The 15,570-nt window shown below is 71.6% G+C and carries 18 protein-coding genes and 2 pseudogenes; 13 read left to right on the top strand and 7 right to left on the bottom strand.

Annotation, left to right across the window (positions count from 1 at the left end; genetic code table 11):
• The first annotated feature begins 69 nt into the window (after window positions 1–69).
• The gene (locus ACIA5C_RS32910; RefSeq protein ID WP_396061944.1) at window positions 70–645 is read left to right on the top strand and encodes a TetR/AcrR family transcriptional regulator; all 576 of its coding nucleotides are present in this window, start codon (window positions 70–72) and stop codon (window positions 643–645) included.
• Between the two features lie 21 nt (window positions 646–666).
• Here the strand turns inward: ACIA5C_RS32910 and ACIA5C_RS32905 are convergent, their stop codons facing one another.
• Window positions 667–1,551, bottom strand: coding sequence for a LysR family transcriptional regulator (locus ACIA5C_RS32905; RefSeq protein ID WP_396061942.1), 885 nt, complete (start codon window positions 1,549–1,551; stop codon window positions 667–669).
• 74 nt (window positions 1,552–1,625) lie between these two features.
• On the opposite strand from ACIA5C_RS32905, the gene ACIA5C_RS32900 reads away from it, so the two are divergent.
• Together ACIA5C_RS32900 and ACIA5C_RS32895 are read left to right on the top strand one after the other, a co-directional pair.
• A complete protein-coding gene (locus tag ACIA5C_RS32900) occupies window positions 1,626–2,402 on the top strand; it encodes an inositol monophosphatase family protein (protein ID WP_396061940.1) in 777 nt (258 codons plus the stop codon).
• Window positions 2,399–3,073 carry an NAD(P)-dependent oxidoreductase gene (locus ACIA5C_RS32895; RefSeq protein ID WP_396061938.1) on the top strand — a complete coding sequence of 225 codons (675 nt, stop codon included), beginning with the start codon at window positions 2,399–2,401 and terminating at the stop codon, window positions 3,071–3,073. The genes ACIA5C_RS32900 and ACIA5C_RS32895 overlap by 4 nt, the downstream gene beginning before the upstream one ends.
• Window positions 3,074–3,082: 9 nt before the next feature.
• On the opposite strand, the gene ACIA5C_RS32890 is transcribed toward ACIA5C_RS32895, so the two are convergent.
• From ACIA5C_RS32890 to ACIA5C_RS32880, 3 genes are all read right to left on the bottom strand, one after another.
• Window positions 3,083–3,520, bottom strand: coding sequence for a GNAT family N-acetyltransferase (locus ACIA5C_RS32890; protein WP_396061936.1), 438 nt, complete (start codon window positions 3,518–3,520; stop codon window positions 3,083–3,085).
• A 109-nt stretch (window positions 3,521–3,629) separates the two neighbouring features.
• A complete protein-coding gene (locus ACIA5C_RS32885; RefSeq protein ID WP_396062286.1) occupies window positions 3,630–3,866 on the bottom strand; it encodes a hypothetical protein in 237 nt (78 codons plus the stop codon).
• Between the two features lie 150 nt (window positions 3,867–4,016).
• Window positions 4,017–4,946 (bottom strand): NAD-dependent epimerase/dehydratase family protein, encoded by a 930-nt coding sequence (locus tag ACIA5C_RS32880; RefSeq protein WP_396061934.1) that lies wholly within the window; start codon window positions 4,944–4,946, stop codon window positions 4,017–4,019.
• 56 nt (window positions 4,947–5,002) lie between these two features.
• Here ACIA5C_RS32880 and ACIA5C_RS32875 point away from each other — a divergent pair, with 56 nt between their 5' ends.
• The 3 genes from ACIA5C_RS32875 (at window position 5,003) to ACIA5C_RS32865 (ending at window position 6,937) form a co-directional block, all read left to right on the top strand.
• Window positions 5,003–5,425 carry a MarR family winged helix-turn-helix transcriptional regulator gene (locus ACIA5C_RS32875; protein WP_396061932.1) on the top strand — a complete coding sequence of 141 codons (423 nt, stop codon included), beginning with the start codon at window positions 5,003–5,005 and terminating at the stop codon, window positions 5,423–5,425.
• 91 nt (window positions 5,426–5,516) lie between these two features.
• The gene (locus ACIA5C_RS32870) at window positions 5,517–5,720 is read left to right on the top strand and encodes a hypothetical protein (protein WP_396061930.1); all 204 of its coding nucleotides are present in this window, start codon (window positions 5,517–5,519) and stop codon (window positions 5,718–5,720) included.
• Between the two features lie 143 nt (window positions 5,721–5,863).
• Window positions 5,864–6,937: a hypothetical protein gene (locus ACIA5C_RS32865; RefSeq protein ID WP_396061928.1), complete on the top strand. Its 1,074-nt coding sequence runs from the start codon at window positions 5,864–5,866 to the stop codon at window positions 6,935–6,937.
• 487 nt (window positions 6,938–7,424) lie between these two features.
• On the opposite strand, the gene ACIA5C_RS32860 is transcribed toward ACIA5C_RS32865, so the two are convergent.
• The gene (locus tag ACIA5C_RS32860; protein ID WP_396061926.1) at window positions 7,425–8,150 is read right to left on the bottom strand and encodes a TIGR03943 family putative permease subunit; all 726 of its coding nucleotides are present in this window, start codon (window positions 8,148–8,150) and stop codon (window positions 7,425–7,427) included.
• Window positions 8,147–9,148, bottom strand: coding sequence for a permease (locus ACIA5C_RS32855; protein ID WP_396062284.1), 1,002 nt, complete (start codon window positions 9,146–9,148; stop codon window positions 8,147–8,149). Before ACIA5C_RS32855 ends, ACIA5C_RS32860 begins: the two co-directional genes overlap by 4 nt.
• A gap of 833 nt (window positions 9,149–9,981) precedes the next feature.
• Here ACIA5C_RS32855 and ACIA5C_RS32850 point away from each other — a divergent pair.
• From ACIA5C_RS32850 to ACIA5C_RS32830, 5 genes and pseudogenes are all read left to right on the top strand, one after another.
• Complete coding sequence (locus ACIA5C_RS32850; protein ID WP_396061924.1) at window positions 9,982–10,830, top strand: class I SAM-dependent methyltransferase; 849 nt, start codon at window positions 9,982–9,984, stop codon at window positions 10,828–10,830.
• 89 nt (window positions 10,831–10,919) lie between these two features.
• Entirely contained in the window at window positions 10,920–11,843 is a 924-nt protein-coding gene (locus ACIA5C_RS32845; RefSeq protein ID WP_396062282.1) for a metal ABC transporter substrate-binding protein, read from the top strand.
• Window position 11,844: 1 nt separating this feature from the next.
• Complete coding sequence (locus tag ACIA5C_RS32840; protein WP_396061922.1) at window positions 11,845–12,543, top strand: metal ABC transporter ATP-binding protein; 699 nt, start codon at window positions 11,845–11,847, stop codon at window positions 12,541–12,543.
• Complete coding sequence (locus ACIA5C_RS32835) at window positions 12,540–13,376, top strand: metal ABC transporter permease (protein ID WP_396061920.1); 837 nt, start codon at window positions 12,540–12,542, stop codon at window positions 13,374–13,376. The genes ACIA5C_RS32840 and ACIA5C_RS32835 overlap by 4 nt, the downstream gene beginning before the upstream one ends.
• Window positions 13,373–14,137: pseudogene (locus ACIA5C_RS32830) on the top strand (metal ABC transporter permease); the annotation flags it as partial. The gene ACIA5C_RS32835 and the pseudogene ACIA5C_RS32830, both read left to right, overlap by 4 nt.
• A gap of 60 nt (window positions 14,138–14,197) precedes the next feature.
• Here ACIA5C_RS32830 and ACIA5C_RS32825 read toward each other — a convergent pair.
• Window positions 14,198–14,866, bottom strand: coding sequence for an MBL fold metallo-hydrolase (locus ACIA5C_RS32825; RefSeq protein WP_396062280.1), 669 nt, complete (start codon window positions 14,864–14,866; stop codon window positions 14,198–14,200).
• A gap of 193 nt (window positions 14,867–15,059) precedes the next feature.
• Here ACIA5C_RS32825 and ACIA5C_RS32820 point away from each other — a divergent pair, with 193 nt between their 5' ends.
• Entirely contained in the window at window positions 15,060–15,296 is a 237-nt protein-coding gene (locus ACIA5C_RS32820) for a CGNR zinc finger domain-containing protein (protein ID WP_396061918.1), read from the top strand.
• 28 nt (window positions 15,297–15,324) lie between these two features.
• Window positions 15,325–15,554 (top strand): annotated as a pseudogene (locus ACIA5C_RS32815) (transposase); the annotation flags it as partial.
• Window positions 15,555–15,570: the final 16 nt, after the last annotated feature.

Below are 15,570 nucleotides of genomic sequence, written 5' to 3'. Positions count from 1 at the left end.
CTTACTTACAGTGGTGTAGGTAGTAGCTTCACCATACGATCACTGTCCGGGCGCGGCAAGGAGATCGGCATGACAGGCAGAAGAGTGCGGCTGACCGCCGACGCGCGGCGCACCCAGCTGGTCGACGAGGCGACCGCCCTGATCGCGGCCAACGGCTACCACCGCTTCTCGATCAGCGCGCTCGCCGCGGCGACCGGGCTGACCCGGGCCGGCGTCCTGCACCACGTGGGCTCCAAGGAGCGGCTGCTGCTCGACGTGCTGGCCGGCCGCGACGACCGCGACAGCGCGGCCCTGCGCCACGAGCTGACCCGCGACCCGCGCCCCGACGCCCGCGAACTGCTGGACGCCGTGGTCCGGCGCAACCTGAGCCAGCCCGAGATCGTCCGGCTCTACACGGTGCTCGCGGCCGAGGCCCTGGACCCGTCGCACCCGGCCCACGACTTCTTCGCCCGGCGGCTGCGCACCGGCATGGCCGACATGGGCGCGCTGCTCGACGGCTTCGACCGGCCGGCCGCCCAGGTCGCGGCCGAGGTCTACTCCTTCATGGACGGCGTCCAGCTCAACTGGCTGCGTGACCCCGGCCTCGACATGTGGAAGCTCTGGACCGGCTACGCCGACGCCCTCTTCGCGACCCGCTCACGCTGAGTTTCTCGTACGCCGTCCCGGTCACGGTGCCAGCGCGGCCCGCACCTCGCCTCGCAGCCAGGCGTGCGCCGGATCGCTGTCGTGCCGGTGGTGCCACGTCATGACGACCTCGACCGGCGGCAGCTCGATCGGCGCCGGACGCGTCACCACCCCGAGCCGTGCCGCCAGCGGCGCGCAGACCCGCTCCGCCACGACCACCACCGCGTCCGACCCGGCGACCACGGTCAGGGCGGCCGCGCTGGTCGGCAGTGCGGCCAGGACACGCCGCTGCAGGCCGCGTTCCGCGAGGGCTTCGTCCAGGACGCCGCGGACCCGACCCCGGCGCGAGATCGTCACGTGGTCCATCTCGGACAGCCGCTGCAGGGTCAGCCGCCGGTCGGCCATCGGGTGGCCGCTCCGGAGGGCCAGCACCATCCGGTCCCGGCCGAGCACCTCGTACGAGATTTCGGTCCGATCGGGAACGCTCGAGCCGAGCTCCAGATCGACGTGCCCGCGGGTCAGGTCGGGACGATCCGTATCGGTCTCGGCGAGCAGGCCGACGGTGACCAGCGGCGCGGTCCTGCTCAGGTGCGACAGAAGGGGCGGCGCCAACGCCCCCAGCAGCGCGTCGTGCCCCCGCACGGTGAAGTGCCGGTCGAGCGTCGCCAGGTCCAGCTCCCGCGGCGGCGTCAGCACGTTCCGCGCGCGGCGCACCAGCTCCCGCGCCTCCTCACGCAGCTCCAGGGCCCGCGCGGTCGGCACCATCGAGCGCCCCGACCGCACCAGGATGTCGTCGCCCGTCGCCCGCCGGATCCGCGCGAGCGTGCGGCTCATCGCCGGCGCCGACAGGTTGAGCCGTTCGGCCGCCGCGGCCACGCTGTTCTCCTCGAGCAGCGCATCCACCGCCACCAGCAGATTCAGATCCACATGCACCACGGTAATGGATGCCCTACCAAACATGCACTGGACGTCATGTGCCACCCGCTCCTAGCGTCTTTCCCATGACGAATCTGCTGCCGGTGGTCACCGCCGTCGCCCGCGAGGCGGGCGCCCGGCTCCTCGCGATCTACTCACCCGACGCACGCCCTTCGGGCCGCGACGACATGTTCGCCGCCGCTCACCGCAACGAGGACGCCGCGAGCCAGGGGCTGCGGGCGGCGCTTTCCTCGGTACGCCCGGAAGCCCGCTGGATTTCCGACGACGACGAGACCCGGCCGCTCCCGGACGACGGCGAATGGTGGGTGGTCGACGCGGTCGAGGGCAACGTCAACCACGTACACGGGCTGCCGGAATGGTGCGTGAGCATCACCCTGCTCCGCGCCTTCGACCCGGTGCTGACCGTCGTCCACCAGCCGGTCGGCGACCACACCTGGACCGCGGAGCGCGGCGGCGGCGCGTTCCTGGACGGCCGGCCGCTCCACGCCTCGGCGAAGACGTCGCTCGATGCCGCCATCACGGTGACCGGCCAGGCCGAGGCCGCACAGACCGGCACCTACCACCGCCTGGGCGACTCGATCACGGCGATGCTGGCCGAGGCCCTGATGGTCAAGGCGACCGTTCCGTCCACGTTCCCGATGCTGCTGGTGGCGAGCGGCCAGAACGACGTCTTCTGGCAGTTCGCGCCGGTCATCCCCGGCGTGGCGGCGGGCGCCCTGCTGATCACCGAGGCGGGCGGCGTGGTCACCCGCGTAGACGGCAGCCCGTGGCGGCCCGGCGACCCCGACATACTGGCGACCGCGCCGGCTCTCCACAAGCCCGCCGTGGCAGTCCTGGCATGAACATCACTGTGCTCGGGGCGACCGGGCGGACCGGGCGCGAAGTCGTACGGCAGGCGCTCGCCCGCGGCCATCACGTGACCGCGGTCGCGCGCGACCCGTCCTCCCTTGCCCTGGACGGCGAACGCCTACGGGGCGTTGCCGGCGACGTACGCAATCCGTCGTCGCTTTCCCTTGACGGCCAACGCTTGCGGGGCGTTGCCGGAGAGGTACGCAATCCGGAAAGCATGACCCGCGCCCTCGCCGGCGCCGAAACGATCGTCTCCGCCCTGGGTGTCGCCGAAGGCGAACGCCCGGGCGTCCTCACCGACGGTGCCCGCGCCGTCGTCGCCTCGGGAGCCGGCCGGGTGGTCTGGCTGGGCGCCTTCGGCACCGGCCCGTCGGCCGCCGCGGCCGGCCGGCTGACCCGCACGATGCTGAAGGCGATGGCCGCCCGCCTGCCCGACAAGGTGGAAGCGGACGCGGCGATCCTGGCCTTCGGCGGCACCGTCTTCCACGCCGGGCCGCTGTCGACGGGACCTCTCAGCCCGGCCTATCGCGCCGCCGGGCTGGCCGAAGCGCCGCGCCGGCTGTTCCCGGCCCGGGTGAGCCGGGCAACGGTGGCGGCCGCCATGCTCGACGAGGCCGAAGCGCCGCGCTTCGCCGGTCAGGTGGCCCTTCCCCTGGAGCGGTGAGCGCCAAGCCTACAGATCCTTCCAGAAGCGGCCCGCCCGACCGCAGATGTCGGTGAACCCGAGCCGCCGATAGAACGCGTGCGCGCCCTCCCGCCTCCGCGAACTCGTCACCTCGACCGCGTGGCAGCCCCAGGAGCGGGCCAGTTCCTCGGCCGCCCCGATCAGGCGGCGGCCGGCGCCGGTCCCCTGGGCGCCGGCCGTCACGACAAGGCTCTCGATGCGCAGCCAGCGCCCGTTGCGCTCGAGGTGGGGCAGGGCGTGCACCGACATCGACCCGACCACCCGGTCGTCGTCGGTCGCGAGCAGGACCCGGCTGTACGGCTCGTCCATCCAGATCTCGAGCCGCTGCGAGACCTCCGCCGCGGTCGACGGGTAGCCCAGCTCACCGAGCAACCCGGCCACCGCTTCCGCGTCTCCCGCCGTCACTTCCCGCACACCGAAAGCCATGATCGGGATCCTAGTTGGAGGATCAAATGGTGAAGCCGCCGTCGACGTTGACGGTCTTCCGCGATGTCGGCCGGCTGCGCGTAATGGCCGAGCGCGGTCAGCCCGGCGATTACCGACGCGTCGGGCGAGGAAGCCGGATTGGAGTCGTGCCGGTCGGGCCGGGGCTTGCCGTGGTCGCGCGGGGCCCGAGCTCGCGACCCAGCGCCTTGGTCAGCCCGATCAGCGCCGTCTTGCTCATCTCGTAGAGCGAGAACCCCGGAAGACGGCCCGCTCGGCCATGTTGCTGCCGATGTTGATGATGTGCCCCGTCGGTGGCGGCCTGCGACGCGACGAACGGCACCCGGATGTTGACCGCGACGGTCCGCTCGAAATCCCGTCGGCTCCCATCCGCGCGAGTTCGAGCGCGACCGCCGCCCCGATGCCGCGGCTCCCGCCGGTGACCAGTGCGACCTTGGCCGCCACTGTGTGTTCGCTATGGCGATGAGCCGGTCGGCCCTCATGGTCGTCTGGCGGCAATCGGACCCCGCAGGCGCTCGAGGTAGTCGGCGGTCGCGCGCTCGACGTCGTACGCGGGCCGGAACCCGGTCGCCTCCCGGAGCCGGGCGATGTCGAGAAAGAGCGGCGGCCCGTTCTGTCCCTCGGGCAGGTCCACCCGCGCGCCCGGCACGACCTTCCGGATCGCGGCGATGACCTCGGCGTTGCTCGTCGGCCGTCCCGACCCGACGTTGTAGGTGCGGTGGTCGAGCCGATCGGCCAGGTGCAGCAGCGCGAGCGCCCGCCCGGCGTCCTCGACATAGCACAGGTCGCTCGCGTCCCCGGCCCGCGGAGCCACCGCCAGGCTGTCGAGATCCGGCGCGCGCCCCTCGGCGGCCGCCAGCACCAGATGCCCGGCGGCGGCGAACGGCCCGGGTCGCCGGCCCGGCCCCCAGATGCCGGCGATCCGGTAGTTGACGATCTCCAGCCCGGTCGTGCCGGCGAGGTAGGCGTTCAGCAACTCGCCGACCTTCTTGAACGCCGGGATGACGTGTGGTGCGTCCATCGTCAGCGGCATGTCCTCGGTCAGCGCGCCCCCGTTCGCGACCCCCGCATAGACCCCGATGGTGCTGGCCACGCCCACCCGGCGTACGCCCCAGGCCTGCGCCGCCTCCACGACGTTGAGCAGGCCGCCGAGCGCCCGCCGCGCGCCGCCGACCGGCGGTGCGGCGCCCGGCGGCCACGGCATCGAACCCGCCAGATGCAGGATCCCGGTGATGCGGTGACGTTTCCCGACGTCGAGCAGCGCGTCCAGGTCGCCGACGTCGGCCTGCTCCACGAGGGCCGACGCGGGCCGGCTGCGCTGCACGACGACACACTCCTCGCCGGCCTCCCGCAGCGCCCGCACCGTGTGCGTACCGATAAAGCCCAGACCACCGGTCACCAGAATCATCAGAACTCCAAATCGTCAGTAAGACTGACGATCAGGTTAGACGCTATGATGCGGGGGTGTCGAGTGCCAGCAGCCGCCTGGGCTACCTGTTCAAACACGCGCAGCAGCGCATGGCCCAGCTCAACAGCGCCGCGCTGGCGCCCTTCGACATCAACGGCCGCGAACTGGCCGTCCTGCTCGTACTCACCGACCACGAGCCGCCGTCGCAGCAGGAGGCGGCCGAGCGCCTGGGCGTCGACCGCACGACAATGGTGGCGTTGCTCGACGGCCTGGAGGCCAAAGGCCTGGTGACGCGGCGCCCGCAGACCGGCGACCGCCGCCGCAACGTGGTCGAACTGACGCCGAAGGGCCAACAGATCCTGGTCGACGCGACCGCCGCCAGCGACGAAGCGGAACGCACTCTGCTGGCGGGGCTGACCGAACAGCAGGCCCAGCAACTCCGCCAACTCCTCCAGACGATCGTCGCCGCCGGCGGATGACGACGTTCTCGGCCGGCTCCGGCTTCTCGGCGGGCTCCGGACCGCGCAGACCCGGGCGCTGCTCGACGACGCCCACCCGCACCGTGCGGTGATGCCGGCCCGCGACCTGCTGGCGGCCGGGGTCGGCGGCGATGCCGTGGTGGCGCTCGCGGTCTGCTGGCGGCCGGGGTCGGCGGCGATGCCGTGGTGGCGCTCGCGGTCTGCTGGCGGCCGGGGCCGGCGGCGATGCCGTGGTGACGCCTGCGGCCTGGCGGGGCGTCTCGAGGGCGACCCCGGCGGGCAGGCGGCTGCGTGAGCGGTCGCCGGGCGAACCAATGAGCGGCGGCCCACTTCGGTCCCTCTGCGCTTGTTGCGGCTCACCGCGTACCTCCGCAAGCGCAACCCGGCAGCGACCGTGACCGACCCAGTAGCATTCGTCGCGCTGAGGGGGAGGGGTCTGTGATTCAGTGGGGTGCGCTGCGGGGGCGGGTGTCGCTGCTGACTGCGCTGGCGGCGAGTGCCGCCCTGCTCGTCGCGCCGCTCGACCTGCACACGCCGCCGACGCCGCTGCAGACCGTCGCGCAGGTGTGGCCCGCCGCGAAACACGCCACGATCAACCAGACGCTGGCCGACGGCACCGACTACGAGCCGCTGATCTACTTGAGCGCCACCGAGTCGGTCGGTTCGGCGCGCACCAAGGACGGCAAGGCGCTGCGTCTGCTCCGCCTGCCGGCGGACGGCAAGCCCCGCGAAATCCGACGGGTAATGACCGAAAAGGATCCTTCGTTCCCGGCGGTCGCGCTCGACGACACGCTGCTCGTCTGGGTCGAGAGCACTACCCACGGCCACGAGGAGATCTGGGCGGCCGACGTGCGCGGGGGCCCGGCCCGGCGGCTGACCGCCGACACGGGGGACGCGCGGTTCTACCAGTCGCAATACGATCTGGTGACGGCGGCGGGCCGCGTCTACTGGGTGGCGGCCGGTCCGGACGACACCACGCAGGTGCGTTCGGTTGCGGTGGGTGGTGGGCCAATTGACGTACGCGTCGAGCCCGGCACCTGGTCCCTGGCCGGCTGGCCGTGGTTGTCGAACGGCGTGGTCAGCTCGGCCGGAACCACCACGCTGCGTAACCTGACGACAGGCCGGAACGTGCCGGTCCCGCAGGCGAGCCGCGGCGTGACCGCGTGCAGCCCGACTTGGTGTCAACTCGTGTCGATCACCAAGGCCGGCGACAGCCGCATCCAACTCGTCCACCCGGACGGCTCCGTTCCCCACGTCGTAGCCACCGGCAACGCCGAAACGGCAATCTCCGACGTGGCCGTGCTGGACAGGTTCGAGGTCTTCGCCGAGCTGACCCCCACCTCCGAGCTGACCGGAAACGTTCAGCTCTTGATGTATGAGATCAAGACCCGCCGCACAGTGGAGCTGAGCCCGGACTGCTTCGCTGTCGCGTACCGGGCGGGCGTCCTGTCGTGGTCGACGGGCACCCAGCAGTCCTTCCTCCGGCACGCCTTGGATTTGCGCACCCTGTGACGGGACCTGCGTTTGAGCGCGGTCCGCTGACCCGGCCGTGGGGGCCGCTTTGCCGGTGTTGGCCGCGTTTCGTTGCTGTCCGTGCCGATGCGCTCTGCCGTAACGACGCTGTCCACTGCAAGCACCGCCGCGCGCTCTCGCTGGTTGACGGTCATCGCTGTCGTCGGCGCCGCGCCCGTCGGCGGAGTTGCTGCGCCGCGCCGGGCGGCGTGCGCTCCCGGTCCGCGCGGTGGATGGCGTGCGGTTCGGGTCCGCGTGGTTGGCGGCGCGCGGTTCGGGTCCGCGTGGTTGGCGGCGCGCGGTTCGGGTCCGCGCGGCGGGCGGCGCGCGGTTCAGTTCCGCGTGGCGGGCGGCGTGCGGTTCGGGTTCAGGCCGTCGTCTGCTTTGAACCGGGCCGCCAGCGGATCCCTTCCGGGCCGGCGGCCGCGTCGACCACGGAACCTGGCCGGGCGTCTTGAGCGCGAGCCAGGCGTGTTACCTCAGCTGATCAGGCGTACGGCTGGGGCGGCTCCGCGATCTGCTGCCAGCTCTTGACCGTCACAAAGGCCACCTCCGACTTGCTTACCGGATCCTTGCCGACGTGCGTGCTGTATGTCCCGATCACCTGCACCCAACTGTTGGCCGCCGCGTCGACCGTGACCGGGCCGTCGAGCCCGATTTTGATCGGCCGCCCGTCGGCCGCACAGCATGTAAGCACGATTCGGGCCAGCATCGGATGCCCGTCCGATCCCTTGGTCAGGAATCCTGACATTTGCAGCGTCCGCCCGTTCAGGCTTTTCCCGCCGTCGAACACGGCCCGCGACGCATAGTCGAGCAGCCCGACCTGCGCCGGATCGCCTGGCGGCAGCGGCGGATAGTTTGAGTCGCCGGACTGCAGCGCCACACTGCCCGCCTGCCCGGCCGAGTAGGCCCCGAGGGCCGGCGGCGTCACCAACAGCAGCCCGAGCACCGGCAGGACCAGCAGCCAGCCGATTTTCGGCTCGTGATGCCCGTGGCCGTGCCCGTCGTCGTCGTGATCGTCGTGCGCATGCGCTGGGGGGCGCAACTCGTACCAGATGGTCATGACCGCGGCCGCGATCAGCAGCACCCCGGCGACGATCAGGTAGGGCTTGAGGCCGGCCTTCACATAGCGCAGGAAGACATCGGTGAGCGTCACCTTCAGCAGCGACCCGCCCAGCAGCAGCATCACGACCGCCTGGCTCAACCTGCTCACAGCAGCACCGCCCCGAACCCGGCACCGACCACGATCGCCGCGACCAGCGTGGCCGGCGCGAACCGGAACGCGAACCGCCGCCCGAACACCCCGGTCTGCATCGCGATCAGCTTGAGGTCGACCATCGGCCCCACGACCAGGAACACCAGCCGTGACGTCAGCGAGAACTGCGACAGCGACGCCGCCACGAACGCATCGGCCTCACTGCAGATCGACAGCAGCACCGCGAGCAGTGCCAGCCCGATCACCGAGATCACCGGCTGCCCGGCCACGCTCTGCAGCCACGCCCCAGGCACGAACACGTTGATCGTTGCGGCCGCCGCCGCTCCCGCGACCAGGAACCCGCCCGCGTGCAGGATGTCGTGCCGGCATGCCGACCAGAACGCCCGGCCGCGCGACAAATCGTCGAGATCGGGCCGATGAGGCAGCTTGATCCACTCATCGCGCCCGAGCCGCATCCACAGCCAACCCATGGCCACCGCGACGAATAGGCTGGCCACGCCCCGCCCGATCGCCATCTCGGGCCGCCCGGGGAACGCCACCACGGTCGCCGTCAGCACGATCGGGTTGATCGCCGGCGCCGCCAGCAGGAATGCCAACGCGGCGGCCGGAGTCACCCCGCGCCGGATCAGCGACCCGGCGATCGGCACACTCCCGCACTCGCAGCCCGGCAGCACGACCCCGGCCAGCCCCGCCGCCGGAACCGCGAGCGCCGGATGCCGGGGCAACGCCTTGGCCCAGAACGCCCGCGGCACGAACACCGCGATCACCGCCGACAGCACCACCCCGAAAACCAGGAACGGCGCCGCCTGCACCAGCACCGACACGAACACCGTGGTCCACGTCTGCGCCCGCTGCCCGGAAACCAGCCCGCCGAGCGGCCCCCGGAACAGCACCAGCACGACCAGCGCCGCCGCCAGCACCTCGAGCGACCCGATCCGCCGCCGACGCTTGGGCGCGACGGTCTGGGGCGCCTCGGGCAGCGCCACCCTCTCGATCACTTCCGGTGGGTTCACTCAGAGCTCCAGTCGGCTGGTATTCGCCGTTCCAAAATACCGGTCCGGCGGCGGGCGCCGCCTTTATCCACAGGCCGTTTTCCGTACGGCCTGCCGACGCGACCACATATCCACATGCGAATTATTGCGACTTGACATGGCCACAGCGTTTGTCGTGAACCCTCCGTGCCGATTCCGCTACATTCCGCAATAAGGTCGCGGACTGTGGATTTCGGCGCGAAGTTGTCGGACCGAAGCGCTTAGATCGACCCCTCCCGAAACAGGGTGGGGGAGGCGGCGCGGCGATCGGAAACCGGGCGCCGGCCGGAAACGGTGGGTGGCCGTCGCGCCGGCCGAAACCGTGGGAGAGGCGCGCCGGCCGGAGACCGTGGGCGAGGGGGCGCGGCGGTTGGAAGGCGTTAAGGGAGGCGGCGCGGCGGTTGGAAGGCGGTAAGGGAGGCGGCGCGGCGGTTGGAAGGCGGTAAGGGAGGCGGTGCGGCGGTTGGAAGGCGATGGGGATGTGGCGTCGGCCGGGAGGCGGTAAGGGAGGCGGTGCGGCGGTTGGAAGGCGATGGGAATGTCGCGTCGGCCGGAAGCCCGGGTGAGGCAGGTGGGCCGGAAACCGGGTGGGAGACGCCGTGGCGGGCCGAAACGGGCCGCGGACGGGGTGGCGGCGCTGGGCGGCGCATCGTCTGGGCCAAGTGGGAGAACGGCTACCCCGGCCCTTTCCGGCCGCGCCGCTCGGAGCCCTGACCCGGCCGGGCACGCCGCGACCACGTCCCGGCCGACGGGGACATCGGCCACGATCGTTGCCCTCACGACCTAGGGTCAACCATGTGAAACGGCCCGCCGCGGCGCAGACCGCCTTCGGTCCTATGGTGATTGCCGCCTGTGAGCACGCGCGGCCGCCCGGTCAGCGGTTGTTCGACGATCCCGACGCCGCCCGCATTCTGCCCGCCGGACCGCGCGTGATTGCCCGCCTCTGCCGGTGGAAGCCGGCCTACGCGCTGCTCAGGAACGCCACCGACCGGGAGGCGCCCGGCCTCTGGGCGAGCATGCTGTGCCGCAAGCGGTACGCCGACGACCAGGTCCGCGCCGCGCTGCGGGACGGGATCCGGCAGTTCTTGTTCCTCGGGGCCGGGCTCGACACGCGGCCCTACCGGCTGGTGCTGCCGGCCGGTGCCCGCGCGTTCGAGGTGGACCTGCCGGCCAACATTGACCTCAAGCGCCGCCGCCTGGCCGCGGCCTACGGCGGGGCGCCGAGTGGTACGACGCTGATCGGGGCCGACCTCGAAGAGGGTGATCTTGCCGCGAAGCTGAACGGGATGAGCAGCGAACCGACGATGGTCGTCTGGGAAGCCGTCACCCAGTACCTGACCGAGGAGGGCGTACGCGGAACGCTGGCTTCCTTGGCCGGGCAGGCGGCCGGAAGCCGGCTCATTTTCACCTACATCCGGCGTGATTTCCTCGACGGCACCGACGAGTTCGGCGCCGGGGCCATGCGCCGGCGGTTCGTCACCGAGCAGCGGATCTGGCATTTCGGGCTCCGGCCGGGCGAGGTTGCCGGCTTTCTGCGCGACTACGGCTGGACCGAGCGCGAACAGGCGGGCCCGGCCGAATACGCCGAGCGCTATCAGGCGAACGATGTTTCGCCGGTCGAACGGTTCGTCTACGCCGACCGGTAGCGATATGTGAATAGGTGCTGAATAACGCGCCCACATAGTTATCTCGCCATTAGACGATAATTTTGTAAACGATTATCGTCCCCACCGTGATGCACGCCGGCACCAAACGAAAAATCATCCTGAGCGCGGCTCTGTTATTGGGCCTGGCCGCTTGCGGCCACCCCGCAAACAGCGCCGCCGCCACAACGCTCGCGGTCGTCGCCACCACCCCGCAGGTCGCCGACTTCGTCCGCAACATCGGGGGCGCCGACGTGGCCGTTACCCAGATCATCAAGGCGGGCGTCGACCCGCACGAATACGAGCCGACCCCGGCCGACATCCGGGCGATCAGCCAGGCGAAGCTGGTCGTGAAGAGCGGTGTCGGCCTCGAACGCTGGCTCGACCAGACGATTCAGTCGGCCGGTTTCAGTGGTCCGGTCGTCGATTCCAGCCTCGGTGTGCCGCTGCGTAAAGGCGACGACGAGACCACGGACGGCGACCCGCACATCTGGCACAACCCCCGGAACGCCAAGATCATGGTCACCGACATCGAGAAGGGTCTCGCGAGCGCCGATCCGGGGCACGCCGATGCGTACGCCAGGAACCTGGCCGCCTATGCGGCCCAGCTCGACCACCTCGATGCCGATAACGTCGCGGCTTTCGCCCGGCTCCCCGCCGACGACCGGAAGCTGGTCACCAATCACGACGCATTCGGCTACTACGTCGACCGTTACCACCTGCAGTTCGTCGGATCCGTGATCCCCAGCATGGACACCTCGGCCGAACTGTCGGCGAAGCAGCTCGACGATCTGGTCGCGAAGATCAAGGCGACCGGCGCCAAGGCCATTTTCACCGAGAGCTCGCTGCCGCCGAAAACCGCCGACGCGATCGCCCGGCAGGCCGCGGTCAAGGTGATCGGGGGCGACGACGCCCTGTACGGCGACAGCCTCGGCCCGGCCGGCAGCCCCGGCGCGACCTATCTCGGCGCCGAGGAGCACAACACCCAGGTGATCGTGTCGGCGCTGGGAGGCTGAGATGCGCTACGCGGACGTGACCGTCGGCTATCGCGGCACCCGGGTGCTCACCGGCGTCGATCTGACGCTCGGGAAAGGTGAGCGTCTGGTGCTGGTCGGCCCGAACGGCGCCGGCAAGTCCACCCTGATCAAGTCGATGGTCGGGCTGGCCGACGTGCTCGGGGGCACCGCCGTGGTGCCGCGCCGGGAAGAATGCGGCTACGTCCCCCAGGTCGGGGAACTCGACGCGAGTTTCCCGGTCACCGCCCGGCAGGTGGTGCTGATGGGACGCTACCGGCGGATCGGCTGGTGGCGGCCCACCGGCCCGGCCGACCGACAGGCGGCGCGGGAGGCGCTCGACCGGGTCGGGCTGGGCGACCAGGGCGGACGCCCGTTCGGGGTGCTCTCGGGCGGGCAGCGGCAGCGGGTTCTGCTCGCCCGGGCCCTGGCCGCCGAGCCGCGGCTGCTGCTGCTCGACGAGCCGTTCAACGGCATCGACGTGGTCAGCCAGGAGACGATCCTCGGGGTGCTCCGGGCGGTGACCGAGGCCGGCACGGCACTCGTGCTGAGCACCCACGACCTCGCGCTCGCCCGCGAACTGGCCGACGTGGTCTGCCTCGTCAACGGCCGCCAATGGGCGGCCGGCCCACCGGGGGTCACCCTCACCGCGGAAACGCTTTCCCGGGCGTACGGCGTGCCACCCGTGCCGGTGCAGACGTGATCACACCTTTCGCCGTACCGTTCATGGCCCGGGCCCTCGCCGAGCTGACCCTTCTCGCCCTGGTCGGCGGCCCGGTCGGGGTTTTCGTCTTCGTCCGCCGGCTGTCGTTCGTCTCCGACGCGCTGACCCACACGGTGTTTCCGGGCGTGGTCGTCGGGTTCCTGGCCGGCGGCCTCCACGGGGTGGTCCTCGGAGCCCTGGTCGCGGCGCTGGCCACCGCGGTCGTGCTGACGGCGCTCAGCCGCGGGCGGGGGCTCTCCGACGACGCGTCCACGGCCGTCGTCCTGACGGCGATGTTCTCGATCGGTGTTGCGCTGGTGTCACGCCGGGCGACGTACACGTCGGACCTGACGGCCTTCCTGTTCGGGCGCCTCCTGACCGTGACCCCGCAGCAGCTGGCCGAGACCGCCGCCCTGGCGGCGGTCATCCTGGGCATGCTGGCGTTCGCCGCCCGCGCGTTGCTGTTCCGAGCGTTCGACCCGGCCGGGGCCCGGGCGGCCGGCTTCCGGATCGGATTGCTCGACCTCTGGCTCAACGTGATCGTCGCGCTCGTGGTCGTCGCCGCGGTGCGCGCGGTCGGCACGTTCCTGGTCGTCGCCCTCCTCATCGTGCCGGCCGCCGCGGCCCGCTCGGTGACCCGCCACCCGGCCGCGATGGCCGTGGTCGGCAGCGTGCTGATTCTGCTCGCCGGCTACGGCGGCCTGCTGATCAGCTGGATCGCCTCGGTCGACCACGGCATCGCGCTGACCTCGGCGTCGGCGGTCGTGCTGCTGCTCGTGGCGGCCTACCTCGTTCTGCTCCCGGTGCGCCTGACCTCCAGGGGCGCCCGGTGAGCTGGTGGGATGACGCGGTTCACCGGGCGATGGCCGAGGTCGTGCTGGCCGGTGCGCTGGCCGGGTCCGTCGGGGTGCAGGTCGTGCTGCGCCGGTTGTCGTTCTTCACGATGGCGCTGACCCACGCGACGTTCCCCGGGGTGGTCGCCGCCACCCTGATCGGGGTCGACGTGCTGGCCGGCGGCATCGTGGCCGGGGCGGTGGTGGCGCTCGGTGTTGCCGCACTGAGCCGCCGCCCCGGTCAGAACGCCTCGGCCGCGACCGGGGTCCTGCTGTCGGCCGGGTTCGCGCTCGGCGCCGGCCTGGTCGCCACCCGCAGCGGCTTCAGCCGCGACCTGTCCTCGCTGCTGGTCGGCTCGATCCTGACCGTGAGCGGCCCCGACCTGATCGTCACCGCGATCGTCGTGGTCGCGGTGGCCGGAGTCCTGGCCGGGTGCGCCCGCCCGCTGGCCTTCGTGGGCTTCGACCCGACCGGCGCCCGCGCGGCGGGCTTCCGCACCGGCATCTGGGACGTCGTTCTCCTGCTGACCATCGAGGTCGCGGTGGTCACGGTGGTGCCGGCGGTCGGCACGATCCTCGCGATCGCGCTGATCGTCGCCCCGGCGGCCGCCGCCCGGCAGTGGACCTCACGCCGGCCGGCGATGACCGGCTTGGCGGTCCTCCTCGCCGTCACCGGCGGGCTTTTCGGCCTGTACGCGTCGGCACGCTGGAACATCGCCGCCGGAGCCGCCATCGCCCTAACGGTCACCGCGATCCTGCTCGTGTCGTCGGCCGCGCGCTGGGCCGTGAGTCCATCCGGCATCGGCCGGACGCGGAACACGCTACGACGCCGCGACGTCCTGAGTGGGCCGGAGGCGCAACGAGGAGAGCCACGTCGTCGTGGGGTTCACGCGGCCGGGGAAGCGCTCCACCATGCGGGTGAAGAACTCGAACCGGGTCCCGGACGACTCGAGAATCCGCATGGCCTCGTCGAGGTAGCGGCGGGTCTCGTCGATGTCGGCCGGGTCGTCGGGGCGGGTGGCGTCCTTGTGGCCGGCCACGACGTGGCGGGGGTGGAGGGCGGCGACGCGGTCGAGGGCGTCGCGCCAGGCGGCGGCACCACCGTCCGCGGCGTCGGCCAGGTAGAGGTGGACGTTGTTGCAGACGACGTCGCCGGCCACGACCAGGCCGAGTTCGGGCACGTGCAGGACGCTGATGTCGCCGGTGTCGCTGTGACCGACCTCGATCGGGACGACCGGTGAGCCGTCGATGGTGAACGGGTCCGGGTCGATCTCGAAGTCGAGCGGCGATGCCGGAAGCTGACCCGGGAACAGGGCCGCCCAGAGCGGGCCGGGGGAGCCCGCGCCGAAATGCGGGCGGCGGTCGCCGGGGTGGCGTGGCCGCGCGCCGACGGGAACCGCTCCAGCAGCCGGACCGTGGCGAGCCAGTGATCGGCGTGCCCGTGCGTCAGGTAGACGGCCTTCAGGCGTACGCCGAAGGTCGCAAGCCAATCGGCCAGCGCGTCGCCCTGGGCCCGACGGGCCGGGCGCCGAGCGGGCTGGGGCCGACGGGCCGGATGCCGAGCGGGCTGGGGCCGACGGGCCGGATGCCGAGCGGGCTGGGGCCGATCCGAGCGAAGGTGAGCCGACGGCTGGGTTCGGTTACAGCGGCGAACTGAAACTGAAGGCCGGCCCCGACGGCCAAATGCAATACCGGCCGGCCGGTGAGGACGGCCGGGCGATCGCCGAACTCGTTGCCGCCGAGATCCTCCTCGCTCAGGCCCGCGGCACCTGGCCCCACCTCAAGACCTGCGCCAACCTGGCCTGCGGGGTGTGCTTCTACGACACCTCGCCCAACCGCTCCCGCGTCTGGCACGACACCAAGACCTGCGGCAACGTCAGCAATCTGCGGGCGTCCCGGGCCCGCCGCCGAACCGGCTAGGCCAAGTCCGGACGATGAGTTCTGGTCGATGTCCCGGAGTGGTCGGCGGGGTGAATTGACGGACAAGGCGCGGGCCGTGACCGAACTGCTGCTGCCGGAACGGCCGGTGGCGCAATCACCGCCAGGTGATCAACGGGAGCCTCTGGAAGCTGCGCACGGGACCTGCCGAGAGGGTGTGGGCGGTGGAAGACCTGCCACGAACGATTGCGGCGGTGGAACGATGATGGGATCTGGGCGCAGGTTGACGACGGGCGGCCTCGCGGTCGAGGTGGGC

The organism is Actinoplanes sp. NPDC051343 (assembly GCF_044455125.1).
Taxonomy (GTDB): Bacteria; Actinomycetota; Actinomycetes; order Mycobacteriales; family Micromonosporaceae; genus Actinoplanes.
This window is presented reverse-complemented; position numbering and strand designations above follow the sequence as displayed.